This window comes from Rhodoplanes tepidamans, from assembly GCF_030813915.1.
Taxonomy (GTDB): domain Bacteria; phylum Pseudomonadota; class Alphaproteobacteria; order Rhizobiales; family Xanthobacteraceae; genus Rhodoplanes; species Rhodoplanes tepidamans.
In genome coordinates this window covers 54,790-81,149 of sequence record NZ_JAUSUJ010000004.1, presented here as the reverse complement: position 1 = coordinate 81,149, position 26,360 = coordinate 54,790, and the positions used below count along the sequence as shown (strand labels likewise).

The 26,360-nt window shown below is 72.6% G+C and carries 20 protein-coding genes; 11 read left to right on the top strand and 9 right to left on the bottom strand.

Annotated features, from left to right (window positions below; all coding sequences use genetic code 11):
- Positions 1-121: 121 nt before the first annotated feature.
- Positions 122-5,236, bottom strand: a complete 5,115-nt coding sequence (locus tag J2S22_RS06380; protein ID WP_272778317.1) for a putative Ig domain-containing protein — start codon at positions 5,234-5,236, stop codon at positions 122-124.
- A 329-nt stretch (positions 5,237-5,565) separates the two neighbouring features.
- Here J2S22_RS06380 and J2S22_RS06375 point away from each other — a divergent pair, with 329 nt between their 5' ends.
- From J2S22_RS06375 to J2S22_RS06360, 4 genes are all read left to right on the top strand, one after another.
- A complete protein-coding gene (locus tag J2S22_RS06375) occupies positions 5,566-6,093 on the top strand; it encodes a phage tail protein (protein ID WP_272778318.1) in 528 nt (175 codons plus the stop codon).
- A gap of 86 nt (positions 6,094-6,179) precedes the next feature.
- Positions 6,180-6,713: a phage tail protein gene (locus tag J2S22_RS06370; protein ID WP_272778319.1), complete on the top strand. Its 534-nt coding sequence runs from the start codon at positions 6,180-6,182 to the stop codon at positions 6,711-6,713.
- Between the two features lie 87 nt (positions 6,714-6,800).
- Positions 6,801-7,328, top strand: a complete 528-nt coding sequence (locus J2S22_RS06365; RefSeq protein ID WP_272778320.1) for a phage tail protein — start codon at positions 6,801-6,803, stop codon at positions 7,326-7,328.
- Between the two features lie 47 nt (positions 7,329-7,375).
- A complete protein-coding gene (locus tag J2S22_RS06360; RefSeq protein ID WP_272778321.1) occupies positions 7,376-7,867 on the top strand; it encodes a GNAT family N-acetyltransferase in 492 nt (163 codons plus the stop codon).
- Between the two features lies 1 nt (position 7,868).
- Here the strand turns inward: J2S22_RS06360 and J2S22_RS06355 are convergent, their stop codons facing one another.
- The 4 genes from J2S22_RS06355 to J2S22_RS06340 form a co-directional block, all read right to left on the bottom strand.
- Positions 7,869-8,135 (bottom strand): PilZ domain-containing protein, encoded by a 267-nt coding sequence (locus tag J2S22_RS06355; RefSeq protein WP_272778322.1) that lies wholly within the window; start codon positions 8,133-8,135, stop codon positions 7,869-7,871.
- Positions 8,136-8,545: 410 nt separating this feature from the next.
- Positions 8,546-10,708 carry a hypothetical protein gene (locus tag J2S22_RS06350; protein ID WP_272778323.1) on the bottom strand — a complete coding sequence of 721 codons (2,163 nt, stop codon included), beginning with the start codon at positions 10,706-10,708 and terminating at the stop codon, positions 8,546-8,548.
- 274 nt (positions 10,709-10,982) lie between these two features.
- Positions 10,983-11,531 carry an inorganic diphosphatase gene (gene ppa, locus J2S22_RS06345; protein WP_272778324.1) on the bottom strand — a complete coding sequence of 183 codons (549 nt, stop codon included), beginning with the start codon at positions 11,529-11,531 and terminating at the stop codon, positions 10,983-10,985.
- A 187-nt stretch (positions 11,532-11,718) separates the two neighbouring features.
- Positions 11,719-12,381 carry a DUF1847 domain-containing protein gene (locus tag J2S22_RS06340; protein ID WP_272778325.1) on the bottom strand — a complete coding sequence of 221 codons (663 nt, stop codon included), beginning with the start codon at positions 12,379-12,381 and terminating at the stop codon, positions 11,719-11,721.
- 341 nt (positions 12,382-12,722) lie between these two features.
- Here J2S22_RS06340 and cysE point away from each other — a divergent pair, with 341 nt between their 5' ends.
- Complete coding sequence (gene cysE / locus J2S22_RS06335; protein WP_437182552.1) at positions 12,723-13,574, top strand: serine O-acetyltransferase; 852 nt, start codon at positions 12,723-12,725, stop codon at positions 13,572-13,574.
- A gap of 129 nt (positions 13,575-13,703) precedes the next feature.
- Here the strand turns inward: cysE and J2S22_RS06330 are convergent, their stop codons facing one another.
- Positions 13,704-15,473: a hypothetical protein gene (locus tag J2S22_RS06330; RefSeq protein WP_272778327.1), complete on the bottom strand. Its 1,770-nt coding sequence runs from the start codon at positions 15,471-15,473 to the stop codon at positions 13,704-13,706.
- 333 nt (positions 15,474-15,806) lie between these two features.
- Here J2S22_RS06330 and J2S22_RS06325 point away from each other — a divergent pair, with 333 nt between their 5' ends.
- The 3 genes from J2S22_RS06325 (at position 15,807) to J2S22_RS06315 (ending at position 20,832) form a co-directional block, all read left to right on the top strand.
- Complete coding sequence (locus J2S22_RS06325; RefSeq protein ID WP_272778328.1) at positions 15,807-16,259, top strand: hypothetical protein; 453 nt, start codon at positions 15,807-15,809, stop codon at positions 16,257-16,259.
- A gap of 61 nt (positions 16,260-16,320) precedes the next feature.
- Complete coding sequence (locus tag J2S22_RS06320) at positions 16,321-18,003, top strand: methyl-accepting chemotaxis protein (protein ID WP_272778329.1); 1,683 nt, start codon at positions 16,321-16,323, stop codon at positions 18,001-18,003.
- Positions 18,004-18,081: 78 nt separating this feature from the next.
- Positions 18,082-20,832, top strand: a complete 2,751-nt coding sequence (locus J2S22_RS06315) for a bifunctional diguanylate cyclase/phosphodiesterase (RefSeq protein ID WP_272778330.1) — start codon at positions 18,082-18,084, stop codon at positions 20,830-20,832.
- 19 nt (positions 20,833-20,851) lie between these two features.
- On the opposite strand, the gene J2S22_RS06310 is transcribed toward J2S22_RS06315, so the two are convergent.
- Positions 20,852-21,691, bottom strand: coding sequence for an IclR family transcriptional regulator (locus J2S22_RS06310; protein ID WP_272778331.1), 840 nt, complete (start codon positions 21,689-21,691; stop codon positions 20,852-20,854).
- A 60-nt stretch (positions 21,692-21,751) separates the two neighbouring features.
- On the bottom strand, positions 21,752-22,681 hold the full coding sequence (prpB, locus tag J2S22_RS06305) for a methylisocitrate lyase (protein WP_272778332.1): 930 nt from the start codon (positions 22,679-22,681) through the stop codon (positions 21,752-21,754).
- A gap of 353 nt (positions 22,682-23,034) precedes the next feature.
- Between prpB and prpF the strand changes: the two genes are divergently transcribed.
- The 3 genes from prpF to J2S22_RS06290 are packed head-to-tail and all read left to right on the top strand — an operon-like array spanning position 23,035 to position 26,064.
- Positions 23,035-24,207, top strand: coding sequence for a 2-methylaconitate cis-trans isomerase PrpF (gene prpF, locus J2S22_RS06300; RefSeq protein WP_272778333.1), 1,173 nt, complete (start codon positions 23,035-23,037; stop codon positions 24,205-24,207).
- 26 nt (positions 24,208-24,233) lie between these two features.
- Complete coding sequence (locus tag J2S22_RS06295; protein WP_272778334.1) at positions 24,234-25,223, top strand: Bug family tripartite tricarboxylate transporter substrate binding protein; 990 nt, start codon at positions 24,234-24,236, stop codon at positions 25,221-25,223.
- Positions 25,224-25,272: 49 nt separating this feature from the next.
- Positions 25,273-26,064 carry an alpha/beta fold hydrolase gene (locus J2S22_RS06290; RefSeq protein WP_272778335.1) on the top strand — a complete coding sequence of 264 codons (792 nt, stop codon included), beginning with the start codon at positions 25,273-25,275 and terminating at the stop codon, positions 26,062-26,064.
- A 108-nt stretch (positions 26,065-26,172) separates the two neighbouring features.
- Here J2S22_RS06290 and pufA read toward each other — a convergent pair whose 3' ends face one another.
- Complete coding sequence (gene pufA, locus J2S22_RS06285; protein WP_272778336.1) at positions 26,173-26,352, bottom strand: light-harvesting antenna LH1, alpha subunit; 180 nt, start codon at positions 26,350-26,352, stop codon at positions 26,173-26,175.
- Between the last annotated feature and the right edge of the window lie 8 nt (positions 26,353-26,360).

Genomic DNA, 26,360 nt, shown 5'->3' with positions numbered 1-26,360 from the left:
GCGTGCGGAGGCGACGGCCGCAAGACACCGGCCGCGTCCGCGGCCGGGACCACGTGCCGCGGGAACCTTTTCGCCGCGAGCTGCGCGGCACCGGCCGGCCCGGCGTCAGAACGAGCGGGCGTCAGAACGGCACGGCGGCGCGGCCGCGAAAGCTCCAGATCTGGGTGTCCCCGCCGAGCCCGCCGAGCTCCGCCCCGACCGACACCGCCGCGCCGTTGCCGAAGCGCGCCGACAGGCCGCCGGTCGCCCGCGCCGACCAGCCGTCGAGCAGCGGCACCGAGGCGAGCGCCGGCGCGCCCTCCAGCGCGACCGCCTCGGCGTCGTCCTTGGTGAAGTAGTAGTCGGCGTAGAGGCCGGCATAGGGAGCGAGCGTCAGCTCGGGGCTGACGAGCCACGGCCACGCGGCCTTGACGCCGGCCGAGGCGCGGCCGGTGAAGAAGGTGCGCTCCGCCTGCGGCGTGCCGAGCGTGTCGGTGTAGGCGTCCTGGCGCTCCCACAGGCCGTAGATCTTGGCCGACGGCTCGATCGCCAGGCCCCACGCCTGGGTGCTGCCGGTCAGGCCGCCCGACACCAGCCAGCGGCGGCCGTCGAAGCCGCCCGCCGCGGCGCCCGACGCTCCGTCGTAGCCGAGCCCCGTATAGGCGACGGCGGCGTCGAAGCGCAGCCCGGCGGCGAACCGCCAGCCGAGATAGGAGCCGGCCGTCCAGCCGTCGCCCTTCAGGCGGCTGTTCAGCGTCTCGGAGCGATAGTCGAAGGTCTCCCAGCCGCCGACCACGCCGACCAGCAGGTCGGGCGTCAGCCGCCGGGTCAGGCCCATCAGCGCGTTGACCTGGGTGCCGGACAGCGGCGAGGGCGTCGCGCTGCTCTGGTTGAGGCTGCCGACGCCGGTGCCCCGGATCTCGGCCCACATCAGCCAGTCCTTCGGCGCGGCCCGGCGCGCCGCCTTGGCCGGCATGGCGCCGCGGTCGATCGCCGCGAAGGCGTCGTCGATGCGCGACCGGCCCGTCGCCGCGGCGCGGCCGCCCTGCGGGGCCGTGGAGACATAGGCCGAGGCGGCACGGGCGTCGGGGCCGCGCGCGCCGGTGCCGCTCTCGTCGTCGTCGGGCTCGGCCGCGAAGTTGAAGCGCAGGCCCATGCCGCTCGGGCTGATCAGGGCGCCGCCGCCGGAAAAGCCTTCGGCGATGGCGGAGTCGATCGCGCCTGTAATCGCCGCGCCGGAGTTCTGCGCGATCGTGCGGGTGGCGACGATCTGCATGGCGCGCAGGCGCAGGCTGTCCTGCGGCGTGCCGATGTCCTGCACCAGCGCCGCCGAGGTGCTGGCCGCGTAGACGGCGCTGCCGGAATAGACCGCCGTGATGGTGTGCTTGCCGATCTTCAGGCCCGTGGTGGTGAGCGCGGCGGTGCCGCCCGCGAGCGTCGCGGTGCCGATGGCGACGCCGCCGTCGTTGAACGTCACGGTGCCGGTCGGCGTCCCGGCCGGCCCGCTCACCGTCGCCGTGAAGGTGACGGGCTGGCCGGCCTCGCTCGGATTCTTCGACGAGATCAGCGACGTGCTCGTCGCCGCCTGGCCGACCGACAGCGAGAAGGTGGCGCTCGCCGAGGCGCTGTTGGTGTCCGTGACCGTCACCGTGAACGTGGCGGGCGGCTGCGGCGCGGTGGGTGTGCCGGTGATCTGGCCGGTCGCGGTGTTGAAGGCGAGGCCGGTGGGCAGGCCCGGGGCCACCGCATAGGCGAGGGCGCCGGTGCCGCCGGAGCCGGTCACCGGGGTGAACGGCGTCGCGGCCTGGTTGATGATCAGCGCCGTCGTCGGGATCGCCGTGGTCGCCACCACGGCGCCGTTGACGGTCAGGCCGAAGGTCGCCGTCGCGGTGGCGTTGTTGGCGTCCGTCACCGTCACCGTGAAGGTCGTGGTCGCGATGGGGGCGGTCGGCGTGCCCGAGACCTGTCCGTTCGCCGGGTTGAGGCTCAGGCCGGCCGGCAGGCCCGGCGACACGCCGTAGGACAGCGGTGCGGTGCCGCCCGAGCCGGTGACCGGGGTGAACGGCGTCGCCGCCTGTCCGGCCGTCAGCGTCGTCGCCGCCACCGCCGTGGTCGCCGTCACGGCGGAATTGATCGTCAGGCTGAAGGTGCTCGATGCGGTCGCGCTGTTGGCGTCGGTGACCGTCACCGTGAAGGTCGTCGCCGCGAGCGTCGCGGTCGGCGTGCCGGTGACGGCGCCACTCGCCGGGTCGAAGGCGAGCCCGGCCGGCAGCGCCGGCGCGACGGCGTAGCCGAGCGGCGAGGTGCCGCCGCCGCCGGTCACCGGCGTGAACGCCGTCACGGCGGCGCCCTGGGTCAGCGTCTTCGCCGCGATCGCCTGGGTCGCCGTCACGGCGCCGTTGACGGCGAGGCTGAACGTGGCGGTCGCGCTGGCGCTGTTGGCGTCCGTCACCGTCACCGTGTAGGTGGTCGCCGCGCTGATCGCGGTCGGCGTGCCGGTGACGGCGCCGGTCGTGGTGTCGAAGGAAAGGCCGGCCGGCACGCCGGGCGACACGCCGTAGGACAGCGGGGCGGTGCCGCCCGCGCCGGTCACCGGCGTGAACGAGGCCGTGGCGGTGTTGACGGTCAGGGTCTTCGACGCCACCGCCTGGGTCGCCGTGACGGCGCCGTTGACCGTGAGGCTGAAGGTGTTGCTGGCCGTGGCGCTGTTGGCGTCCGTCACCGTCACGGTGAAGGTGGTGGCCGTCAGCGCCGTGCTCGGCGTGCCGGAGATCGCGCCGGAGCTGGTGTCGAAGATCAAGCCGCTCGGCAGCGCCGGAGACACGCCGTAGGACAGCGGGGCGGTGCCGCCGCCGCCCGTCACCGGGGTGAACGGCGTCGCCGCGGCGTTGGCCGTGAGGGTCTTGGACGCCACCGCCTGGGTCGCGGTGACGGCGGCGTTGACCGTCAGGCTGAACGTGTTCGACGCGATCGCACTGTTGGCGTCGGTGATCGTGACCGTGTAGGTGGTCGCGCCGCTGGTGACGGTCGGCGTGCCCGTGACGGCGCCGGTCGTCGGCGACATCGACAGGCCGGTGGGCAGTGCCGGCGCCACGGCGTAGCCGAGCGGCGGCGTGCCGCCCGCACCGGTCACCGGCGTGAACGCCGTCGCCGCGGTGTTCTGGGTGAGCGCCTTCGACGCGACCGCCTGGGTCGCCGTCAGGGCTCCGTTGACGGCCAGGCTGAACGTGTTGCTGGCGGTGGCGCCGTTCGCGTCCGTCACCGTCACGGTGTAGACGGCGGCGCCGCTGGAGGCGGTCGGCGTGCCGGTGATCTGGCCGTTCGCGATGTTCAGGCTCAATCCGGTCGGCAAGGTGGGCGCCACGGCGTAGCCGAGCGGCGCCGTGCCGCCGCCGCCCGTCACCGGCGTGAACGCCGTCGCGGCTTGGCCGGCCGTCAGGGTCGTCGACGCGACCGCCTGGGTGGCCGTGACGACGCCGTTGACGGTGAGGCTGAACGTGGCGCTGGCCGTGGCGCCGTTGGTGTCCGTCACCGTCACCGTGTAGACGGTCGCGCCGCTGGAGGCGGTCGGCGTTCCGGAGATCGCGCCGGTCGTCGGCGACAGCGACAGGCCCGCCGGCAGCAACGGCGCGACGGCGTAGCCGAGCGGCGCCGTGCCGCCGCCGCCCGTGACCGGCGTGAAGGCGGTCGCCGTATGGTTCTGGGTCAGCGTGACCGAGGCGATCGACTGGACCGCCGTGACGGCGCCGTTGACGGTCAGGCTGAACGTGTTGCTGGCGGTCGCGCTGTTGGCGTCCGTCACCGTCACCGTGAAGGTGGTGGCCGTCAGGGTCGCGGTCGGCGTGCCGGTGATCTGGCCGTTCGCCGTGTTCAGGCTCAAGCCGCTCGGCAGCGACGGGGCGATGCCGTAGGTCAGCGGCGCCGTGCCGCCGCCGCCGGTCACCGGCGTGAAGGCGGTCGCGGCGTGGTTCTGGGTGAGCGTGACGGTGGGCACCGACTGGGTCGCCGTGACGGCGCTGTTGACCGTGAGGCTGAACGTGTTCGAGGCCGCGGCGCTGTTGGCGTCCGTCACCGTCACCGTGAAGGTGGTGGCGGCCAGGGTCGCGGTCGGCGTGCCGGAGATCGCGCCGGAGCCGGTGTCGAAGCTCAGTCCCGCCGGCAGCGACGGCGCGATGCCGTAGGTCAGCGGCGCCGTGCCGCCCGATCCGGTCACCGGCGTGAACGACGCCGTCGCCTGGTTCTGGGTCAACGCCTTGGAGGCGATCGCCTGGGTGGCGGTCGGCCCGGTGACGCTCAGCTGGGTCGGCGTCGTCGCGGTCGAGCCGGTCAGCGCGCTCGGGCCCGACGCGGAGACGGCGCCGGTCGTGTAGGAGTAGCTGCCCGCCGTGGTCCCGGTCACGGTCAGCGTCACGGTGCAGGAGCCGCTCGCCGCGATGCTGGCACCGGACAGGCTGAGGCTGCCGGCGTTGAAGGTCGCCGTGCCGCCGCTGCAGGCCGTCGCCGGGCTGCTGCCGGTCAGTCCGGAGGGCAGCGCGCTCGCCGCCACCGCGACGCCGGTCAGCGCGGTCGACGGGTTCGGGTTGCCGATCGTCAGCGTCAAGGTCGAGGACCCGCCGGTGCCGATCGAGGTCGGCGAGAACGCCGCCGAGATGGTCGGCGGCAGGGCGGGCAGGTTCACCGTGATGGTGAAGGACGTGTCGGTGAACTGGGGGGCGAAGCCGCAGGTGTTCGAGATGTTGCAGGCGCTGGCGTACCAGAGCGTGATGGTGTCGGTCCCCGATCCGCTCACCGAATTCATCACGATGTCGTACTGCGGAAAGCTGGAGAAGGTGCCGTCCGGCTGCGGCGTGATCGTGTAGCTCGCCTTCGCGGTCGTCACGGTCAGGGGCGTCGCGGACAGGCCGCCGGCCGTCATCGGGTAGTTGTTGAAGGCGTCGATGCCCGGGTTGGCGCCGTTCGACGCGCCGTAGAGGCCCCACAGCACGGTGGAGTCGGAGACGCAGAGACTTACGGTGTTGCCGCTGCCCGTGCCGTCGATCGTGATCGTCGCGCCGGTGGTCGAGCCGGTGGTGACGGTACAGGCGGCCTGGGCGGCGGCCGGCGTCGCCAGCCAGGCGATCAGGCCGGCGGCGAGGACCAGGAGCGCCCGGCCCGCCGTGCCGGCGTGTCCCGCGGCGAGGCCGGGCCGCGGCGGGACGCTCCCGCAGGTCGTGCCGAACATGCAGCGCGCGATGACCCGGCGGACAGTCCCGAACATGGCAAGCCCGTGCGTTGCAGCGGCGGCTTCGCGAGCGAGACGCTCGACGGCGGCCGACATGCAGGCGATAGCAGCGCAAGGCGAACACAACCACAAGGACTCATCGAGCAATCTGCGGTGTTATCGAGCTTCTCCCTGAACTTATGCGAACGGCCGTTGCGAATTAGCCACAACCACACCGGGTGCATGGGCGGCTCGGCCGGGATCCGTGCGGGACATGCTCGGAAAAATAGCGTGTGCCTTGACAATCTTCATTAGGTAGCAATACCGTTATCTAAAGTTGTATCAAGTCCCTGATTTCCTGCCACGTCCAGCCCGAAGGTGCCGACATGCCGCTGCAGCCTTTCGTCGGACAGATCATGCCGGCCGGCTTCGGGCTAGTTCCGAAGGGATGGGCCTTGTGCGACGGCAGCCTGCTCGCGATCCGGTCCAACACGGCGCTCTTCTCGCTGATCGGGACCACCTACGGGGGCGACGGCGTGACCACCTTCGCGCTTCCCGACCTTCGCGGGCGCGCCGTGCTGGGCAGCGACCTCTCGACCGTGCCGTGGGGGCAGGTCGCCGGAACCGAGACCGTGACGCTGTCGGTCGGCCAGCTGCCGACCCACACCCATGTGATCGACGCCTCGACCACCGCCGGCACCGGCCGGGGCTCGGTGCCCAACAGCAATCTCTTCGGCGTCAACGTCGCCTCGCCGCTCGCGATCTTCGCGACCGCCGGCAGCGGCGAGGTTCCCCTGGCGCCCGGCACCAACGTGACGGCCGACGGCGGCGGCCGGCCGCACGACAACATGCAGCCCTATCTGGTCGTGAACTACCTGATCGCGCTGACCGGGGTGTTCCCGCCGCGGCCGTGAGCCGCGCCGGACGCGCCGGCGCGATCCTCCACCCCATCGACCGCGCCAGCGCGGTCCGCCGAGCCAGGACACGAGGTCCGATCACCATGTCCGATCCCTATGTCGGTGAAATCCGTCTCTTCGCCTTTCCCCGGGTGCCCACGGGATGGCTCGCCTGCGACGGCTCGGCGGTGCCGATCTCGCAGTTCGAGGCGCTGTACGCGGTGATCGGAAACACGTATGGGGGCGACGGAATCTCGGTCTTCAACGTGCCGTATCTGAGCGGCCGCGTGCCGCTCTCGCAGGGGCCGGGTCGCGGGCTGACGCCGCGCCTGCTCGGCGAGATCGGCGGCGCGGAGCAGCATACCCTGATCGACCAGGAGATGCCGTCGCACAGCCATGCCCTGCTGTCGACCGCCAATGCCGGCACCACGCCGACCCCCGGTCCCGCCCTGCATCTGGCGACCGCGAGCCTTCCGAGTGCCAAGCTCTACGCGCCGCAGGCCGACGTCCCGAGCTACGACGTCATGGCGCCGTGCGTCGGCCTCGCCGGCGGCAGCCAGCCGCACGACAACATGATGCCGACGCTGACCTGCAACTACTGCATCTGCTGGTCCGGCATCTATCCGTCGCCCGGCTGACGCCGCGGCACGCCCGCATCGTCCGTGCGCATCGCAAGACCCGGGCCGCCGTGTCGGCCGGCAGGGGCGTTTCCTCCAGGGGGTGTCATGTCAGATCCGTTCATCGGTGAAATCCAGGCCTTCGCCTTCGGCTTCTGCCCGGACAAGTGGCTGCCCTGCGACGGACGCCCGCTCGCGATCCAGCGGTACACGCCCCTGTTCAGCCTGATCGGCACCTATTACGGCGGCGACGGCAGAACGACCTTCAACCTGCCGAATCTGATCGGCCGGGTGGCGATCAGCCAGGGGCAGGGCCAGGGCCTGTCGCCCCGCGACCTCGGCGAGCAGATCGGGGAAGCGACCGTGACGCTTCAGCAGACCGAGATGCCGATGCATGCGCACGGGCTGCAGCTCGGCGACCGGACCGCCACCAACGGCACGGCCGGGCCGACCGGCGGATCGAACGTCGCCATCGACCCCGGCTTCAACGGCTTCGTGCCGCCGCCCGCCGACACGACCCTGGCCCCGACGGCCATGGTTCCGGCCGGGAGCTCGCAGCCGCATCCCAACAGCCAGCCGACGCTGGCGATGATCTACTGCATCGCGACCGAGGGCATCTTCCCGAGCTTCGACTGAGCGGCCGGCCGGTGACCGGCGCGCCGGCATGGCCGACCGAGTCCATCTTGGCCCGGCTCGCGCCGGTCGATCCGGCGACGGCGGTCCGCCCGCTCGTGCCGTCCGACACGGGGTTCTGCCGCGCGCTGTTCGACGCGGACCGCGGGCCCCGCTTCGCGGCGCTCGGCGACGACGCGCTCGTGCGCACGCTGCTCGACCAGCAGTTCCGGGCCCAGCAGGCTGCCTATGCGGGTAGCTTCCCAGCGGCCGAGCACGGCGTGATCGCGCACGGCGGTGCGCCGGCGGGCCGCCTGATCGTCGCCGTCTCCGGCCCGGCGGTGCATCTCGTCGACATCGTGCTGGCCGAGACGGCCCGCGGGCACGGCATCGGCACCGACGTGATCGAGGCACTCGCCCGGGTGGCCCGGGCGCACGGGTTCTCGCGCATGACCCTGTCGGTCGCGGCGGAGAACGCGCCGGCCCGCCGGCTCTACGCGCGGCTCGGCTTCGCCGGCACGCCCGCCGGCAGTCACATCGCCATGGTCAGGTCCCTGACGTGATTCACTTCTTCAGGAACATCACCCCGATCTGGCGATCGTTGCGGCGGACGATGCGGCAGCGCCGCTGGAACAGCAGCAGGAACTCGGCCGGCATGTCGGCCGGGTTGGCGACGGTCAGCCTGGCCCCGCCGGCCGAGATGTCGGAGATCACGCAGCTCTGCAGGGCAGAGCCGTCGCACGGGTCCCAGAAGGCCGGGTAGTGGACCTCGAAGCGGGGGCTCCGGCGAAGCTCCCGCAGCTTGTGCTGCTGCTGACGAAAGAAAACCATCTGTACGCCTCGTGCCGCCGGCGCCGCCACGCGCGGCGCCGGGCTCGACGGCGATTGTCGGGTCCCCCCGCTAAGCCGCCACCAAGAGAAGCGCTACGATTTCGACGTGCTTTTTTCAGACAATGCGAATGGTATTTTCGGCTGTGGCGGGGGACGCGGCCTTCCACGGCGAACGAAGGATGCGCGGGCCGCGCCCGAACGCCGCCCGCGGCTCTTGCTCCGCCCTCACGTTGCCGCATGCACGGATCGTCCGCCGCGCATCGCTGCCAGCCTTCGGATCCCGTGGCTCGTCATGCCCGCGCTCGTCGCGGGCATCCACGAACTGAAAGCTCCGCAACAGCGAGATCGTGGGTGGCCGGGACGAGCCCTGCCATCACGACGCAAGCGTGTCGAAGCCGTCGCGCCCCGCCTCAGATCTTCAGCTGCCGGGCGACGTCGACGGCAGCCTGGCGCTTGGCCGCCATCTCGGCGTCGAGCCTCTGCTCGGCGCGCGCGATCTCGGCGAGGCGGTCCTCCTGGGCCTTGAGCGTGTCGAGATAGCGCCGTCCCAGATCGCTGCCCGAGCCGACCGCCTGCAGGTTCTGCCGCAGCCGCGCCTGGTCCTCGCCGATGCTCTTCCGCTCGGTGTCGAGCCTGGCGCGCTCGGCACGCGCCCGGTTGATCTCGCCGGCCAGCGCGCCGAGCTTCAGCACCGCCTCCTTCACGGCCGGCGTCTCGTTCTCCAGGCCGCGGATGCGGGCGAGAATCTCCTCCGGGGCGAAGTCGGTGAGCATCACGGCCTGGCGGTCGGTGCGCTCCAGCACCAGCGACGCCTTGGTGGTCTGGCCCTTCGGCGCCTTGACGGTGGCGCGGAAGCGGGTCGGCGTCTCCTCGACGTCCTTGCTGTCCGGCGCCGGCGACCAGCCGTCGGCGCGCGCCTCCTCGATGACGATCTCGCGGTCCTCGTCGGCGGGCGGCGTGATCTCGTAGGCGAGGGTGCGACGTGATCTGGTCGTCAGCGTCAGCACGCCGTCGACGGCCTTGCCGAGCGTGGTCCGGCGCACGCCCTTGTCCTCGCGGCGGATGTCGGTCTTCGCGTCGAGCGCGAAGGTGACGTATTTGAAGGTGCCGCGGGCGAGCAGCGGCAGCTGCGCGTCGCCGACGAAGTTCGCCGCCCCGTCGCCGCCGTCGAAGGCGGTGACGATGCCGGCCGGCAGGCTGGTGTCGCCGTCGTTCTTCAGCCGCACCGCGGCGAGCGGGCGGCGCGCCGAGGTCTCGGGCTGATAGAGCCAGGTGCGCGACGCCGTGACCTCGCGGTCGACGAACGGCACCATCACGGTGTGGCCGGTCGCCACCGTCACCCTGGCCGGGAAGCGGTAGAGCAGCTGGGTCGACGCCTCCTCGGCCTCGGCCGCCTGGGCGGCCGCCGCGATGGCGTCGGGCTCGGCCGGCGGCGGCGCCGCCGCCGGGGCCGCCAAGGCCGGCGCCATCGGCCGCTGCATCTGGCCGACCTGCGGGGCCATCATCATCTCGCGGCGGGCGAGCGCGGAGCCGGCCGCCTTGGCGCGCGGGCCCGGACGATTCTCGGCGTCGGCGTCGTCGGTGCGCGGCAGCAGCCGCGCCGCGGTCGTCACCGGCACCTCGATGCGGTCGGTGTAGAAGGCCGTGTAGAGCTGCTGCTTGAGCGCCACCGGATTGCCGGAGACGAGAACCAGCTCGACATTGGTCCAGTCGCCGCCGGTCAGGTTCTCGACCACGGCCCAGCCCTGCAGCCGCGCCTTGCCGCTGCCCGGGCCGCCCTCCCTGGGCAGCACCAGCCGGTACGAGGTCTTCCACACCGGCGCGGCGACCACATAGCCCAGCCCGACCCGGCGGGTGCCGTCGCCGAGAAAGCCGATCGACAGCGTCCGGCGATCCTTGGCGCGGTTCTGCGACTGCGCGGCGAGCGCGCGGTCGATCTGGACGCGGGTCTCGATATCGGTGAAGCGCAGCGCGGTGAGATCCTCCAGCACGGCGGAGACCAGGCCGCGCTCGGTCATCAGCGCGAGGCGATGGCGCGTCACCGTGCCGCCGCCGTTCGGAAGCTGCGTCTCCTCGGGCTGGACCCGGAACACCCGGCCGGTCGCCGTCACCGGGCCGGCGATCTCCACCTCGGCCCCGACCAGCGCGTTGAGCAGCCGGGTCGGCGACTCCAGCGCCTCCGGCCCGAACGGCAGGTCGCGGAACAGCTCGGCGAGCGGCGCCTTGCCGGGCAGGCTGACGGCGCCGACGCCGCCGGCGCGGTCGAACACGGTGAGGCTCTTGAGCAGGTCGTCGACCTGATCGAGCCGCACCGGCAGCTCGACCGTGGCGCCGCCGGCGACCTCGCCGGCGTGCAGGAACTGGGCGAGCCCGGCGCTCGACAGCACGACCCGCACCAGCGGCAGCTCGGTCGCCCCGGCGGCGGAGGAGACGGCGATCTGGCCGAGGCCGGCGGCGAGCGCCGCGGTGGCCATCAGGCCGGCGCGGCGGAGCCGCCGGGCGGGAGGCCGGGCCTGGGCGTGCGTGGGCGTCGCCGGACACGAAGCCCGGAGCTGCGGGGTCGGCTCGATCATGGTGCAGTCCTGTCGGTTGCCGAAGGAGAGACGGACGGGCGATGCGCGCCGCGGCGGAGCCGGGCGCGGCGGAAGACGCTCGGTCGGCATGTCAGCCCCAAACCGGGGCATTGTCGGGGCGACCGCCCACCGGTTCTCGTTCGTGAACGGGCGGGCCGCTCCGGTTCGTTCGGCCCGCCCCGCAGCGTGCGCCGCACGCGGCGGCCGAACGAAAAGGGCCGCCCGAAGGCGGCCCGAAGACGTGCAGCGGATGTGCCGTGGTGCGCCGGCGGGATCAGCGGCCGGCGATCTCGGCCTTGGCCTCGGCCCGGGCGATCGCCTCGACGACCAGCTTCTCGGCCGCCTCGGCGCCCACCCATTTCACGATCGTGACCCACTTGCCCTTCTCCAGATCCTTGTAGTGCTGGAAGAAGTGGGCGATCTGCTCGCGCATGATCGGAGGCAGATCCTCGTGGCTCCTCACGTCGGTGTAGAAGGGGTGGAGATCGTCCACCGGCACGGCGATGACCTTCTCGTCGCCGCCCGCCTCGTCCTCCATCAGCAGCGCGGCGACCGGACGGCAGCGGATGACGGCGCCGGGAAACACCGGCACCCGGTTGACCACCAGCACGTCGAGCGGATCGCCGTCGGGCGACAGCGTGTTGGGCACGAAGCCGTAGTTGCCGGGATAGAACATCGCCGTGTGGAGAAAGCGGTCGACGAACAGGGCGCCCGACGACTTGTCGATCTCGTACTTCACCGGCTCGCCGCCTTGCGGGATCTCGATGACGACGTGGAGGTCCTTGGGCGGGTTGCGGCCGGGCGAGATCTCGGCGAGGTTCATGGCGGCTCCGTGGGCAGGCGGGTCCCGGCGCTCCGGTGGCGGGCGCCGTCACGCCTGATTACTGCGCCGGGCCGACCCGCCACAACAGGTTTCGCGGCCGCCGATCGCCGCATGGCCGAGAGTCGTACGACCTTGGTCGCTCCCGGGCCGGCCTCGTCGTCGGCGCCCCGCCGGCGGCCGGCGCGGCTCACAGGCCCTTCAGCCGCTCCTCGTCCATCACCCGCCGGCTGTAGCTCTTCGCCGTGTAGAGGGCGGCGACCGGATTGTGGCCGAGCACCCGGTCCTTGGTGATCAGGGTGGTGACCGGGGCCTCGGAGTGCTTGCAGAACAGCGCGTCGTGGCCGACGCACAGGCCGACGATGACGTTGAGGTCGGTCTTGCGCGCGTTCAGCGTCTTCGCCTGCAGGACCGGATTGCAGCAGGCCTCGTAGTCGCCGGGCCTGATCTTCAGGTCGTCGGGCACGCCGATGTCGGTCTTGTCGGTGCCGCCGATCTTGCACAGCACGGTCAGCGGCGTGAAGCCGCCGCGCCGCAGGATGGTGGCGAACAGCCGGGTCTCCTCGATCAGGCCGACGCAGGTGGCGATGCCGATCCGCTGCGCCCCGATGCGGCGGGCGAAGGCGAGCGTCTCCTCGACCCGGGTGAGCTTGCCGTAGTAGAGGCCCTCGACCGCGGCGGCGGCGCGCGCCAGCACGGCGTCCTCGCCTTCGTCGCGATAGCCCGCGACAGTGCCGGCCAGCAGCTCGGGCGGCGTCGCCGCGCCGAGGCAGAAGTCCGGCGCCGGGCGCTCGGGGCGATGGCAGGCGAGCTGCCCGCAGTCGGCGCAGGTCGGTTCGGCTGGCTTGGTCATGACGGTCCCGTGACGCGAAGGAGCGCCGCGCCGCCCGCGCATGCGGCGCGCGACGGGTCCATCCTACTCCGGCGCGAGGCTGGAACTATTCCGGGCAACTACGGCCGGTGCCGCGGCGCACCATGAAGACTCTCGGCGCCGCAAGGCCTTGGGAGAACTGCGTAGCATAATCATGCTGCCATGAACCATAAGAAGAGGACGCCGTTTCCTTGACAGGGACGGGGTGCGAGCCGACATGCTGATCCGCTTCTCGAATTCCGCGCGTGCCCGGGCGCCGGACGTTTGTCGGATCGGACGACTTCTCGAAAGTCGGACGACTTGTCGAAAGGACGCTCGTGAGCATCGCGACTCCCCTGCATGCCCATCCGGCCCGCCGTCCGGCCGTCGGGGGCGACCGCATCTGGACCCGCCTGCGCGACGAGGCGGAGACCATGCTGGCGAATGCGCCCGAGTTCGGCGCCCTGATCATGTCGACGATCCTCGGGGCCGACGGCTTCGAAGACGCGGTGGCCCGGCGCATCGCGGCGCGGCTCGCCAATGCCGACATCTCGGGGGCGATCCTGCGCGACGCCTTCCTGCGCGCCCATGCGGAGGATCCGACGATCGGCCGCGCCGTGCGGGCCGACGTGCTGGCGGTGCTCGACCGCGACCCGGCGACGTCGCGGCTGATCGAGCCGGTGCTGTTCTACAAGGGCTTCCACGCCATCCAGTGCCACCGGCTGGCGCACTGGGCGTGGCGGCGCGAGCGGCGCGACCTGGCGCTGTGGCTGCAGAGCCGCTCGTCCGAGGTGTTCCAGACCGACATCCATCCGGCGGCGCCGTTCGGCCAGGGCATCTTCCTCGACCACGCCACCGGGCTCGTCGTCGGCGCCACCGCGGTGGTCGGCGACAACGTCTCGATCCTGCAGGCCGTGACGCTCGGCGGCACCGGCAACGAGACCGGCGACCGCCACCCGAAGATCCACAACGGCGTGCTGATCGGCGCCGGGGCCAAGATTCTCGGCAACATCGAGATCGGTCACTGCGCCCGCATCGCGGCCGGCTCCGTGGTGCTCAAGCCGGTGCCCCCGGCGACCACGGTCGCCGGCGTGCCGGCCAAGGTGGTCGGCACCGCCGGCTGCGCCGAGCCGGCGCGCAGCATGGACCAGATCCTCGGCGAGGACGCCTACGAGTCCTTCGTCTACGTCATCTGACGTGATCTGCCGTCATCCGACGCCATCTGACGCGATCTGACCTCGTCTGACCTCGACGTGATCCGGCCGCGGCTCGCGCCGCCATCGGCCCGCGGATCCGCCCGGCTGCACTCGCGCCGGCGCGTCCGGTCAGCGGATCGTCGCCGTCTCCTCCGCGCCCTCCACCATGATCCGGTCGAGACTGTCGGCGAGTCGCTCGACGATCCCGGGCGCCGGGATGAAGCGGGCGAACAGCGCACGCGGCTGCTCGGTCCATGGCGAGCGGCGGGCCTTCAGCGGCGCCAGCACGGCGCGCGCGCTCGCCAGGTCGCCGCTCGCGGCGAGAAAGAGGGCGCGGGCGAGCGCGTTGAAGTCGTAGGCGCCGGGCATCTGATCCACGCTGGTCGCCATGCCGGCGAGGTCGTGGGTCAGGAACGCCGCCAGGAACATCGACCAGGTCAGCGGCAGCGGGTTCGACACCGTGCTGCGGCGGGCCTGGCGCAGCAGCGCGAGGCCGCGCTCGACCTGCCCGGCGGCGACGAGCTGGCCGCCGACCTGCATCAGCACGCGCACGTCGTAGGGATTGAGCTCCAGCGCCGTGTCGCCGTGGGCGAGGCCGCGCGCGACATGGCCGCGCGCCACCTGGATGTGCATCAGCGTGTAGTGCGCCCGTGCACTGGTCGGCGCCAGCTCGACCGCCCGCCGCGTCAGTGCGAGCGACCGTTCGAGGATGTCGGCCTCGGCGAAGCCGAAGACGTAGTCGCGGAAATGCAGTCGGGCGAGCAGCACGTGGCCGTAGGCGAAGCCCGGATCGTCCTGGATCGCCTGCTCGAGGCACGCCCGGGTCCGCTCGCGCCGCTCCGGATCGAAGTAGCGGGCGACCTCGGCGGCATCGAGAACGCAGTCGTAGGCGGCCGGCGGGCGGTCGCCGCGCTTGCGCCGCTCGGCCGCCGGGATGACGCCGAACGGCTGCAGCAGGGCGCTGGTGACCTCCAGCACGATCCGGCGGAACGGCCCGTCGGGTCCGTCGTTCTCGGCCTCGACCGGGAACTCGTCGGCCCACACGACGAGGCGGTTCGGCAGGCCGAGCAGGCGCAGGCGCAGGATCGTCCGGTCGCCCAGGCGGACCAGGGTCGGAACCAGGACGTAGTCGACGCCGGCCGCCGGATCGACGAGGCCGGTCTCCGGCGCGGCCGGTTCGGCCGCGACCACGACGATGTCCTCGAAACGGGACAGCGCGTCGGTCAGCTTGTGGCGCAGTCCGGCCGGACTGAGGCTCAGGCCGGCGCCCGGCCCGACGGTGGTCACCGGCGCGACCGTGATCCACGGCTCGTCGCGGTGGCGGCGGGCGGTCCCGGCGGCCGGGCCGGCGGAGGACGCGGTGGGCCGCCAGGGAGTCCAGCCATGGAGAACCGCGGCGTCGAACAGCCCGTAGCCGACGAAGGCGAGAACCACGAACCAGGCCGGCGCGATCTGGAACCGGCGGCGCGCCGCCGGCGGGGCGGACACGGGCGGAGGCGTGACGACGGCCGGAGGAGCGGGCGGCACCGGGGCCGTCGCCGGCTCCGCGGCCGCGTCGCGGTCCGGCGTCACGTCGCAGTCCGGCACGGCGCGACGCACGAACACCGGCACGTAGCGTCCGCGCGGCAGCTCGATGCGGATCGGGTCGTCGCGGCCCGGCTCGGCATAGTAGCGGGCGAGCTCCTGGCGCAGCCGCGCCGCCTCGGTGCGGACGATGGACTGGCTATTGGGATCGAAGCTCGCGTCGCGCCCGAATGCCTCGACGGCGATCGTGTAGCCCTTGATCTGCTCCGCCTTGCCGGCCAGCGTCCGCTCGACCACGTAGGTCAGGAAGGCGGCGATCTGCGGCGAATCGCGGAACCGCTGACTGGCCGTGATCCTGGCCAGGGCCGCGCGCACCTCGGCTTCCGGCGGACGCGAGTTCGCATCGTGATGGAGCACGTTTAATACACCGGAATTAAGCCAAAGCAGGCGTGCGAGGCCGACTGTCTGCGGTCCGATCTAGCAGCCACAACAACTTCTGCTTTTAAATCACGAGAAATACTCATTGATCATCGGGACCGGCGTCTACTTTGATTCTCATCAACCTATAGGTATTTTTAGACCTCCGTCTTCTGCTCCGGATCCCGCCTGACCGTCATCTGACAGCCACGACCGCCTGGAAGTAAGAAACGCGAAACCATCCGGGCCGGACCCTGCCGCGACATTCATCGGCAGACCAGCGGACCCGCGATGACGATTTCCGAACGATCCCGTCGACCGGACCGGCGCAAGGCGCGCACCGAGCTGGAGCGCATGGCCCTGTGCGTGCTCCGCGCCGACCTGCCCCGCCTCGGCACGGTTCTCGATACCTATTCCCGGTGCATCACCGAGATGGTCGCCGCGCTTCCGGGCGCGGACGCCGCGGCGGGCGACGGCCAGGCCGGCCGGCGGCGGCAGCTGCTCGCCCGGCTGCGCGCCGAGCACGAGGCCGTGCTGGCCGATCTGGAACGGCTGGAGGCAGCCCTCGAGCGCGGCGGCGGCGGCTCCGGCGCGCCGGAGGCGGGCGGGTGGACCGAGGACGGGCACGGCGATGGCAGCCGTGACGCCGGCGTGTCCGCCTCGCCGGCCCGCTGGACCCGGCGCGAGCGCGGCTGGTGGCGGTCCGAGCCGGGCCGCCGGAAGCGCGCCGCCGGCGACATCTGACTTCGAACGATCACCACGGAGGGCGGCGGCGCCGCGGGCGCGGCCGCCTCGGGAGCGACCCATGTCTCTGTCCAACGTCAAGATCCTCTACAAGATCCTCGGCTGCTTCGTGCTTCTCCTGGCGGTCGTGGGCGGTGCGGTGTGGTTCACCTCGACCCGCATGGCGGCGGTCGATGCGAGCTACAGCGACATCCTCGTCCGGGACGTGTCCGGCATGAAGTCCGGCCAGCGCGCCAACCAGGAGGTGTTCAACCTCGGGCGCCTGACGTGGCGGATCATCGCCGAGACCGACATGGCCGACATGCGGCGGACCGCCGAGGAGATGGCGGCCAACCGCAAGCGCTTCGTCGACCACATCGCCGCCGCCAAGCAGAACCTGCCCGGCTTCGTCGGTCCGCTCGACGACGCCCTCGCCCGGTTCGAGGCGCTGCAGGCCGATGCCGCCGCGGTCGCCAAGGCGTCCATGGCGGGCAACAATGTCGAAGCCCTGCGGCTCGCCAAGGCGATGGTGGCGACGACGGCAGCCCTGCGCGAGCACATGCAGAGGATCACCGCGAATGTCGAGCAGGCGCTCGACCGCCGCTCCGCGGAAGCCTCCGCCGCGGTCGTCGACACCATCCGCCTGACCGTCACGGCGATCGGCACCGCCGCCCTGCTGGTGCTGGCGCTCGCCTTCGCGGTGGCGCAGTTCGGCGTCGCCCGCCCGCTCGGCGTGCTGTCGCGCACCATGGAGCGGCTCGCCGGCGGCGACCTCGAGGCCGACGTCGCCGGGACCGAGCGCAAGGACGAGGTCGGGCTGATGGCCCGCAGCGTCGCGGTCTTCAAGCAGAACGGCCTCGAGACGCTCCGGCTGCGCCGGGCGCAGCAGGAGGCGGAGGCGAACGCCGCCGCCGCCCGCAAGGCCGACATGGCCCGCATGGCGGACCGCTTCGAGGGCGCGGTCGGCACCATCGTCGAGGCGGTCTCCTCGGCGGCGACCGAGCTGGAGGCGGCGGCCGGCACCCTGTCGCGCACTGCCCAGACCACCCAGGAGCGCGCCGGCGCCGTCGCGGCCGCCTCCGAGCAGGCCTCCGGAAACGTCCAGAGCGTCGCCTCCGCGACCAACGAGCTGTCGGCCTCGGTGAACGAGATCAGCCGGCAGGTGCAGGAGTCGACCCGCATCGCCGCCGAGGCCGTGCGCCAGGCCGAGCGGACCGACGCCCGCATCGGCGAGCTGTCCCAGGCGGCCGGGCGCATCGGCGACGTGGTCAAGCTGATCACGGCGATCGCCGAGCAGACCAATCTCCTGGCGCTGAACGCCACCATCGAGGCGGCCCGGGCCGGCGAGGCCGGCAAGGGCTTCGCCGTCGTCGCCCAGGAGGTCAAGGCGCTCGCCGCCCAGACCGGCAAGGCGACCGGCGACATCTCGGCCCAGATCGCCGGCATGCAGGCGGCGACCGACGACTCCGTCGCGGCCATCAAGGAGATCGGCGGCACCATCGGGCGCGTCGCCGAGATCGCCTCCACCATCGCGGCCGCCGTCGAGGAGCAGGGCGCCGCCACCGGCGAGATCGCCCGCAACGTCCAGGAGGCGGCGCGCGGCACCACCGAGGTGGCCGCCAACGTGACCGACGTCAACCAGGGCGCCGAGGAGACCGGCGCGGCCTCGGCCCAGGTGCTGTCGTCGGCGCAGTCGCTGTCGAAGGACAGCAACGCGCTCGCCCGCGAGCTCGCGACCTTCCTGGCGACCGTGCGGGCGGCCTGACCGCATGCATCCCGACCGGACCCGCGCCGGCGGCACCGGGCGACCGCACCGGCGCGGCCGGCGGACGAGGGGACGACGATGACCGAGGCGGCCGACCCCGTTCGCCACCGCACCGTCTTCGTGAGCGCGCTCCTCGTCTGCGTGGTCGCCACCCTGGCGGTCGCGCTGTCGGTCTGGCAGAGCCGGTCCGACGCCATCGCCCAGGCGGTGCGCAGCGATCGCAGCACCGCGGCGTTCCTGGCCGGACAGATCGAGCACGCGATCCGCGAGGTCGACGGGGTGGTCCGCGACTACCGGGAGCTCGCCGAGATCTTCGCGGTGACCTCGGGCGACGACTTCGGGGGCCAGTTCAGCGCCCAGGCGTTGCGCGACTGGATGGCGGCGAAGATCCAGGCGATGCCGCACACCGTCTGCATGGCGATCGCCGACGCCTCCGGACGGATCGTCAGCTCCTCCCGCCCGGTGCCCGGTGCGGCGCCGGGCGTGGCCGACACCCACTATTTCGACGCGCTCCGCGGTGCCGGCCGCGATGCGCTGCAGGTGTCGCTTCCGACCCGGATGGGGATCTCGGGCGAGTCGGTGATGGTGCTGGCCCGCCGGATCGAAGAGGCGGACGGCGGGTTCCGCGGCATCGTGATGGTCAGCGTCGCGACCGCCTGGTTCGATCGCCTGTATCTGATGGCCGGGTTCCTGCCCGACCAGACCTTCACGCTGTCGCTCCGCAACGGCACGGTGCTGCTGCGCTATCCCGCCGACGCGCACAGCGCCGGCCGCCGCTTCCCGGCCGGCTCGCCGTGGTACGGTCAGGTCGCCGCCGGCGGCGGCAGCTACCGCTCGCCGTCCAGCCCGTTCGACGGCGTCACCCGCTGGGTCTCGGTGCAGCCGCTGCCGAGCCTGCCGCTGGTTCTCGCCGTGACGTCGCCCGAGGCGGGCGTGCTCGCGGCGTGGCGGTCGCGCTCGGCCTATGCGGCCTTCGGGGCGGTCGCGCTGCTGACCTGCCAGCTCGCCCTGCTGATCGTGCTCGCCCGCCAGCTCCGTCAGCTCGCCGTCTCGCGCCGCGACCTCGCCGCGCACTCGCAGTCCCTCGCGCTCTCGAACGCGCGGCTCCTCGACACCAACGCCCAGTTCGCCGCGACCCTCCGGTCCATGTCGCAGGGCCTCTGCATGTTCGATGCCGCCGGCCGGCTGCGGGTGTGCAACGACGAGTTCCGCCGCATCTGGGGGCTTCCGGCCGAGCTCGGTCCCGGGTGGTCGCGCGACGCCGTCCTGGCCGAGCGGATGCGGAAGACGAAGCGGCACATCGAGACGAGCTTCCCGCCCGGCGACGATCCCTTCGCCACGGACACCGACCGGACGTCGACCGTCCTGGTCGAGCTCGACAGCGGCCGGGTGATCGCGGTGACGGAGGGGCCGACCGGCGACGGCGGCCGGCTGGAGACGCACGACGACGTCACCGACCGCCACCGCCACGAGGAGCGCATCGCGTTCCTGGCCCGCTACGACTCGCTCACCGGCCTGCCGAACCGCGCGACCTTCCTGGACCGGCTGGAGGCGGCGCGGCTCGGGCTCCGCTCCGACGGGACCCCGTTCGCCGTGCTGATGATCGACCTCGACCGGTTCAAGGACATCAACGACTCGGTCGGGCACATGGTGGGCGACGCCGTGCTGAGGCAGACGGCGATCCGGCTCGCCCAGGCGGCGCGCGGCGACGACATGCTGGCGCGGCTCGGCGGCGACGAGTTCGCGGTGATCCGGTCGCTCCGGCGCGACGCCGGCGCGGGGCCGGACCGCCGGTCCGCCCGCGACGAGGCGGCGGAGCTCGCCGAGCGCATCGCCGAGCTGCTCGCGCTGCCGCACCGGGTCGACGGCGACACCCATGTGGTCCGGGCCAGCATCGGCATCGCCTTCGCACCCGACGACGGCGACGACCCGGTCGACCTCGTGAAGAAGGCCGACCTCGCCCTCTACCGGGCCAAGGCCGCCGGCACCGGCGGGTTCGTCTGCTACGATCCCGCCATGACGGCGGAGGTCGAGGCACGCCGTCGTCTGGAGGCGGAGCTCCGCCGGAGCCTCGCCGATGGCGACTTCCGGGTCCACTACCAGCCAATCGTCGAGGTCGCCACCGGCCGCGTCTGCTCGGTCGAGGCGCTGGTGCGCTGGCAGCACCCCGAGCGCGGCCTGCTGACGCCGCAGGAGTTCGTCCCGCTGGCGGAGCAGACCGGCCTGATCACGTCGCTCGGCGAGTGGGTTCTCCGCACCGCCTGTGCCGAGGCGGCGCGCTGGCCGGGCCGCATGAAGGTCGCCGTCAACGTCTCGGCCGTGCAGTTCCGCCGGCCCGGCCTCCTCGAGAGCATCGAGCAGGCCCTGCGCGAGGCCGGGCTGCCGCCCGACCGGCTCGAGGTCGAGATCACCGAGACGGTGCTGCTGGAGAACGAGGAGCGCAACGTCTCGGTGCTGCACCGGCTGAAGAGCCTGGGCGTCGCCGTCGCGCTCGACGACTTCGGCACCGGCTACGCGTCGCTCGCCTATCTGACCATGTTCCCGTTCGGCAAGCTGAAGATCGACCGGCGCTTCACCCGCGACGTCCTCACCCGGCCGGACTGCGCGGCCATCGTCTGCTCGGCGACGGCGCTCGGGCTGAGTCTCGGGATGACCGTGGTCGCCGAGGGCGTCGAGACGCCGGGCCAGCTCGAGATCGTCCGCATCACCGGCGTGACGCAGGCGCAAGGCTGGCTGTTCGGCGCGCCGATGCCGGCCGACGCGATCGCCGGGCGGATCGCCGCCGAGGTCACGGACCGCCCGCGACGCCTCCTGGCGGACGCCTCGTAGAAGATGCTTCGCGGCCGGGTCAGCCGCCGCGGCGGGCGCGCGGGGCGGCGGCCGGTATGGTGAGGCCCGGCCCGCGGCCCTGGCCGAAGCGGCGCGAGATCTGCTGGGCGTAGTCCTTGAGGGCCGCCACCGTCTCGTCGTCCGGCGCCTCCGGCAGGTACTGGATGGAGCCGACGATCGCCAGCGCGCCGATGCAGCCGTCGCGCTCGTCGAAGATCGGCGCCGCCATCACGTTGATGCCGAGCAGCACCTCTTCGGGCGCCGACGCGAAACCCTGCCGGGCGATGCGCACGAGCTCGGCCTCGATGGCGTCGCGCTCGACGATGGTGCGCCCGTTGAACGTCTCCAGCTTGCGCGCCAGGATGCGCTCCTGCACGGGCCGCGGCGCGAAGGCGAGCAGCACCTTGCCCTGCGCGGAGGCGTGGAACGGCAGCTCGCTGCCGGGCCGCACGCCGATCTCGATCGGCGAGGTCGAGGCGATCGTGGTCAGCACCAGGGCGCCGCGTGGCGTCATCGCCGAGAGCACGACGGTGTGGCCGAGCCGGTCGCGCAGCTCGCGCATCGGCGCCTCGGCGACCTGGGTCAGGTCGGTATCCGGCGCGAAGCGGGCGAGCAGCCGGCTCTTCGGCCCGATGGCGTAGCGGGTCGTCGCCGGGTTCTGGGTGAGATAGCCGCGCTCGACCAGTGTGTGTAGGTGGCGATGCACCGAGCCCTTGGTGACGTCGAGCCGCTCGGCCAGCTGGGTGACGCCGACCTCGTCGCCCGAGAAGGCGATCGCCTCCAGCACGTCGAGCGCGAGCTGCACCGAGCGGACGCCGGCGCCGGCGCGATCGCCGTCCTGATCCGAATCCCTGGGCAAGCGGGCCGCCTCCTTGTGCCGATCGACCACACTAGCCGCAGCCGGCCGTGTTGCAAGCGATCAGCGCGTGTCGCCGCCCGCCGGCATCGTCGGAATCACGGTGGTGACGATCGACCGGTCGAGCGCCTCGTATTCGGCATAGCCGATGGTGGCGTAGAGCTCGGCCCGGGTCTGCATCCGGGGCAGCATCGCCTGGGCGCCGCCGTCGCGGCGGATCGCGGCGTAGAGCTCCTCCTGCGCCCGGGCGGCGCAGCGCAGCGCCGACACCGGCCAGATCACGATTCGGTAGCCCAGCGCCTCGAACTCGCTCGCGGTGAGGAACGGCGTGCGGCCGAACTCGGTCATGTTGGCGAGCAGCGGCACGCCCGGCATCCGCTCGGCGAAGGCCCGGAACATCTCCGGCGTGGTGAGGGCCTCGGGGAAGATCACGTCGGCGCCGGCCTCGACGTAGCGCCTGGCCCGCGCCACCGCCCCGTCGAGCCCCTCGCTCGCCGCGGCGTCGGTGCGGGCGACGATGACGAGGTCGCGCCGCGCCCGCGCGGCGGCGTGGATCTTGGCCGCCATGTCGGCCGGGTCGGCGAGCTTCTTGTCGTTGAGGTGGCCGCATTTCTTCGGCAGGAGCTGGTCCTCGACATGGACCGCGGCGGCGCCGGCGTCCTCGAAGACGCGCACCATGTGCATGACGTTGAGCGCCTCGCCGTAGCCGGTGTCGCCGTCGACGAGCAGCGGCAGGCCGGAGGCGCGGACGATCTGGCGGACGAAGAAGGCGACCTCGTCGACCGTGATGATGCCGAGATCGGGCAGGCCCATCGACGCCGTCATGGCGGCGCCGGAGAGATAGAGCGCGTCGAAGCCCGCGGCCTTGGCCTGCAGGGCGGCGAGCCCGTTGTGGGCGCCCGGCATGGCGAGGATTCCGGGGCGCGCCAGCAGGGCGCGCAGGCGCCGGCCGGCCGGCACCGATTCGAGATCGGCGGATACCAGATATGTCATTCGCAAGTCTCCCGCGGCCGCGTCGCCGGCCGCACGGCCGTTCACTAGCGCTTTTGTCCCGGGGTTGGCCACCGGCTCCGCGCCGCCGCTCCGTGGCCCGGGCGCGGCGCGGAGCGCTCCCGCGTTTTTTTCGCCGGCGCGTCTTCGATGGCGACGATTCGCTCCCGGTGTCCGCTCGTCCGCACTTGCGCGGGACCGAGCGGAGGGTGGGGCAGTCTCGTCCGGCGGTTCTCCGGGGACCCCGTTCCGGCGTGTCGGTGCAGAGGCGCCGACCGGACCCGTCGCCTCTTGCGGCGCATCGGCGGCGGCGGCATGGTGAGGCGCGGCGTTCGCCGCGACCCGAAGGATCCGTCATGACCGCGTCGCGTATCCCGGCCGTGTACATGCGCGGCGGCACCAGCAAGGGTGTGTTCTTCCACGCCCGCGACCTGCCGGCCGACCCGGCCGCGCGCGACCGGGTGCTGCTGCGCGTCACCGGCAGCCCCGATCCCTACGGCAAGCAGATCGACGGCATGGGCGCGGCGACCTCGAGCACCAGCAAGGTGGTGCTGGTGTCGCCCTCGCCGCGGCCGGACTGCGACGTCGCGTATCTGTTCGGCCAGGTGGCGATCGAGGCGCCGCTGATCGACTGGTCGGGCAATTGCGGCAACCTCACCACGGCGGTCGGGCCGTTCGCCATCGCCCAGGGGCTGGTGCCGGCCGGCCCGGACGGGATTCGCACCGTGCGGCTGTGGCAGGCCAATCTGGGCAAGCGCATCGTCGCCCATGTGCCGGTGCGAAACGGCGAGGTGGTGGAGGAGGGCGACTTCCTGCTCGACGGCGTCGCCTTTCCGGCCGCCGAGATCCGGCTCGAGTTCATCGACCCGGGCGGCGGCGTCGCCGGCGTGCTGCCGACCGGCCGTGCCGTCGACGTGCTCGACGTGCCCGGGCTCGGTCGCGTCGAGGCGAGCCTCGTCGATGCCGGCAACCCGACCGTGATCGTCGCGGCCGCCGCGCTCGGCGTGCCGGCGGCGTTGTCGCAGGCGCAGGCCAACGGCGACGCTGCGTTCCTGGCCCGTTGCGAGGCGGTGCGGGCCGCCGGCGCGGTCGCCATGGGGCTCGCGCGGACCGCCGACGAGGCGACGGCGAGCCGCCCGGCGACCCCCAAGGTGGCGCTGGTCGGGCCGCCGGCCGGCTACGTCGCGGCGAGCGGCCGCGCCGTCGCGGCGGCCGACGTCGATCTCGTCGCCCGCATGATCTCCATGGGCAAGCTGCACCACGCGCTGACCGGCACCGGCGCGGTGGCGCTGGCGGTCGCCGCCGCGCTGCCCGGCACGCTGGTGTCGGGCCTCCTCGGCGGCGTCGCCGCGCCCGACCGCATGGTGCGGCTCGGCCACGCCTCCGGCGTGCTGCCGGTCGGTGCCGAGGCCGCGGCCCGCGACGGCACCGTCACGGTCGAGAAGGCCGTCCTCAGCCGCAGCGCCCGATGCCTGATGGAAGGCGTCGTCCGCGTTCCCGCCGACATGGTCTGTGAGGCCGCCGCCTGACGGCGGCCGATTGGAAGGAGCCCGTCGTGTCCGTTCTTCGTACCGTCGCTCTCGCTCTCGCCGCCGCGCTGCTCGCCATCCCGGCGGCACGTGCCCAGGCGCCGGCGCCCGCCGCCGAGTATCCGGCCCGCCAGGTCACCCTGGTGGTGCCCTACGCGGCCGGCGGCTTCGCCGACATCCGTGCCCGCAAGATCGCCGAGAAGCTCGGCAAGGCGCTGAACGCCACCATCATCATCGACAACAAGACCGGCGCCGGTGGCGTGCTCGGCACCGCCGTCATCGCCAAGGCGCCGGCCGACGGCTCGGTGATCGGCATGGGCAACCTCGCCCCGCTCGCCGTCAACGTCTCGCTGCTCGGCAAGCTGCCCTACGACCCGGCGACCGACGTGGTGCCGGTGATCCTGATCGAGCGCTCGCCGCTGGTGCTCAGCTCGGCCCCCGGCCTCGGCATGAAGAGCGTCGCCGACGTGATCGCCAGGGCCAAGGCGGAGCCCGGCAAGATCACCTACGGCTCGTCCGGCGTCGGCGGCGCCCATCACCTGTCGGGCGTGATGTTCGGCCGTCAGGCCGGCATCGACATCGTCCACGTGCCCTACAAGGGCGGCGGCAACGCCGCGACCGACCTGCTGGCCGGCCACATCTCGATGATGTTCGAGATGGGTTACGCGGCGCTGCCGTCGATCGAGGCCGGCAAGATCACGCCGCTGGCCGTCACCTCGAGCCACCGCGTCAGCCTGCTGCCGAACGTGCCGACCATGGCGGAGGCCGGCCTGCCGGGCTTCGAGTCGTACAACTGGCAGGGCATCATCGCGCCCAAGGGGACGCCGCCCGCGATCGTCGCCCGGCTCAACGCCGAGCTCAACACCATCCTGCAGACGCCGGACGTGCGCGACAGCATCGTCTCCCAGGCGAGCGAGCCGGCGGGCGGCACGCCGGAGGAGTTCGCCGCCTTCGTCAAGGCGGAGACCGCCAAGTGGGCCGAGCTGATCCGGGCCGCCAACGTCAAGCCGGAGTAGCGCGCGGGCGGGTCCACGCGCCGCGCCGCCGACCAGGAGAACCTCTGCCATGCCGATGCTCGAACGCCCGGACGGCGAACTCCCCTACGAGGTCGTGGGCGACGGTCCGCCGCTCGCGCTGGTGTCCGGGCTCGGCGGGGCCGCGGCCTACTGGACCAACCTGGTGCCGGTGCTGTCGCGCGCCTTCACGGTGATCCTGCACGACCACATGGCGACCGGACGGTCGCGCTCGCGCCGCACCGTGCACAGCGTCGAGGCGCTCGCCGGCGACCTCGTCGCGCTGCTCGACCATCTCGGCTGCCGGTCGTGCAGCCTGATCGGCCACTCGACCGGCGCGGCCGCCGGCCAGGTGATCGCCCAGGACCATCCGGGCCGGCTCGACAAGCTGGTGCTGTACGGCGGCTGGGCCGGGCCGGACCCGCACTTCGCCCACTGCTTCAAGGTACGCCGGCGGATGCTCACGGAGATCGGCGTGCCCGCCTACAACGAGGCGGGGCCGCTGTTCCTGTACCCGCCGCTGTGGATCAGCCGGAATCCCGACAAGGTCGCCAGGATCGTCGCCGACAACGACGCCGCCTCGCCGAAGCAGGAGGACATCGCGGCCCGCATCGACATGATCGTCGGCTTCGACCGGCGCGCCCGCTTGGGCGAGATCAAGGTACCGACCCTGGTCGTGTGCGCCGCCGACGACATCCTCACGCCGCTGCACCTCTCCGAGGAGCTCGCCGCCGGCATCCCGGGGGCGCATCTCGTCGCCCTGCCGTGGGGCGGCCACGCCTGCTCGCAGACCGCGCCCGAGGAGTTCCTGGCGAGCGTGCTGCCGTTCCTACGGGGGCGGTGAGGCCGTGTCCGGCGCCTGCGCCGAACGGAAAACGGGAGCGCCGGCGGGCGCTCCCGTTCTCGTTCGCCCCGTCCGGTCACGCTGCCGTGCACGACCGGACGTCGACGCTCACTTCTTCACCTGCTGCTCGGCAGCGGTCTTCTGGTCGATGAAGTTGTAGCGCGGGTTGTTCAGCACGAAGGCGTGCACGGCCAGCGCGACCAGCAGCGCGGCGATCCAGATCACCGGCAGCCACGTCGACGGATTGATCACCAGCCAGATCTTGTAGTCGTCCTGCGGATTGGACATCGCGGTCT

Coding starts and splice junctions, on each gene's coding strand:
- J2S22_RS06380 (WP_272778317.1), bottom strand. CDS start 5,236: ATGTTCGGGACTGTCCGCCGGGTCATCGCGCGCTGCATGTTCGGCACG.
- J2S22_RS06350 (WP_272778323.1), bottom strand. CDS start 10,708: ATGATCGAGCCGACCCCGCAGCTCCGGGCTTCGTGTCCGGCGACGCCC.
- J2S22_RS06325 (WP_272778328.1), top strand. CDS start 15,807: ATGACGATTTCCGAACGATCCCGTCGACCGGACCGGCGCAAGGCGCGC.
- J2S22_RS06315 (WP_272778330.1), top strand. CDS start 18,082: ATGACCGAGGCGGCCGACCCCGTTCGCCACCGCACCGTCTTCGTGAGC.
- prpB (WP_272778332.1), bottom strand. CDS start 22,681: ATGACATATCTGGTATCCGCCGATCTCGAATCGGTGCCGGCCGGCCGG.
- prpF (WP_272778333.1), top strand. CDS start 23,035: ATGACCGCGTCGCGTATCCCGGCCGTGTACATGCGCGGCGGCACCAGC.
- J2S22_RS06290 (WP_272778335.1), top strand. CDS start 25,273: ATGCCGATGCTCGAACGCCCGGACGGCGAACTCCCCTACGAGGTCGTG.
- J2S22_RS06320 (WP_272778329.1), top strand. CDS start 16,321: ATGTCTCTGTCCAACGTCAAGATCCTCTACAAGATCCTCGGCTGCTTC.
- J2S22_RS06340 (WP_272778325.1), bottom strand. CDS start 12,381: ATGACCAAGCCAGCCGAACCGACCTGCGCCGACTGCGGGCAGCTCGCC.
- J2S22_RS06365 (WP_272778320.1), top strand. CDS start 6,801: ATGTCAGATCCGTTCATCGGTGAAATCCAGGCCTTCGCCTTCGGCTTC.
- ppa (WP_272778324.1), bottom strand. CDS start 11,531: ATGAACCTCGCCGAGATCTCGCCCGGCCGCAACCCGCCCAAGGACCTC.
- pufA (WP_272778336.1), bottom strand. CDS start 26,352: ATGTCCAATCCGCAGGACGACTACAAGATCTGGCTGGTGATCAATCCG.
- J2S22_RS06370 (WP_272778319.1), top strand. CDS start 6,180: ATGTCCGATCCCTATGTCGGTGAAATCCGTCTCTTCGCCTTTCCCCGG.
- J2S22_RS06355 (WP_272778322.1), bottom strand. CDS start 8,135: ATGGTTTTCTTTCGTCAGCAGCAGCACAAGCTGCGGGAGCTTCGCCGG.
- J2S22_RS06375 (WP_272778318.1), top strand. CDS start 5,566: ATGCCGCTGCAGCCTTTCGTCGGACAGATCATGCCGGCCGGCTTCGGG.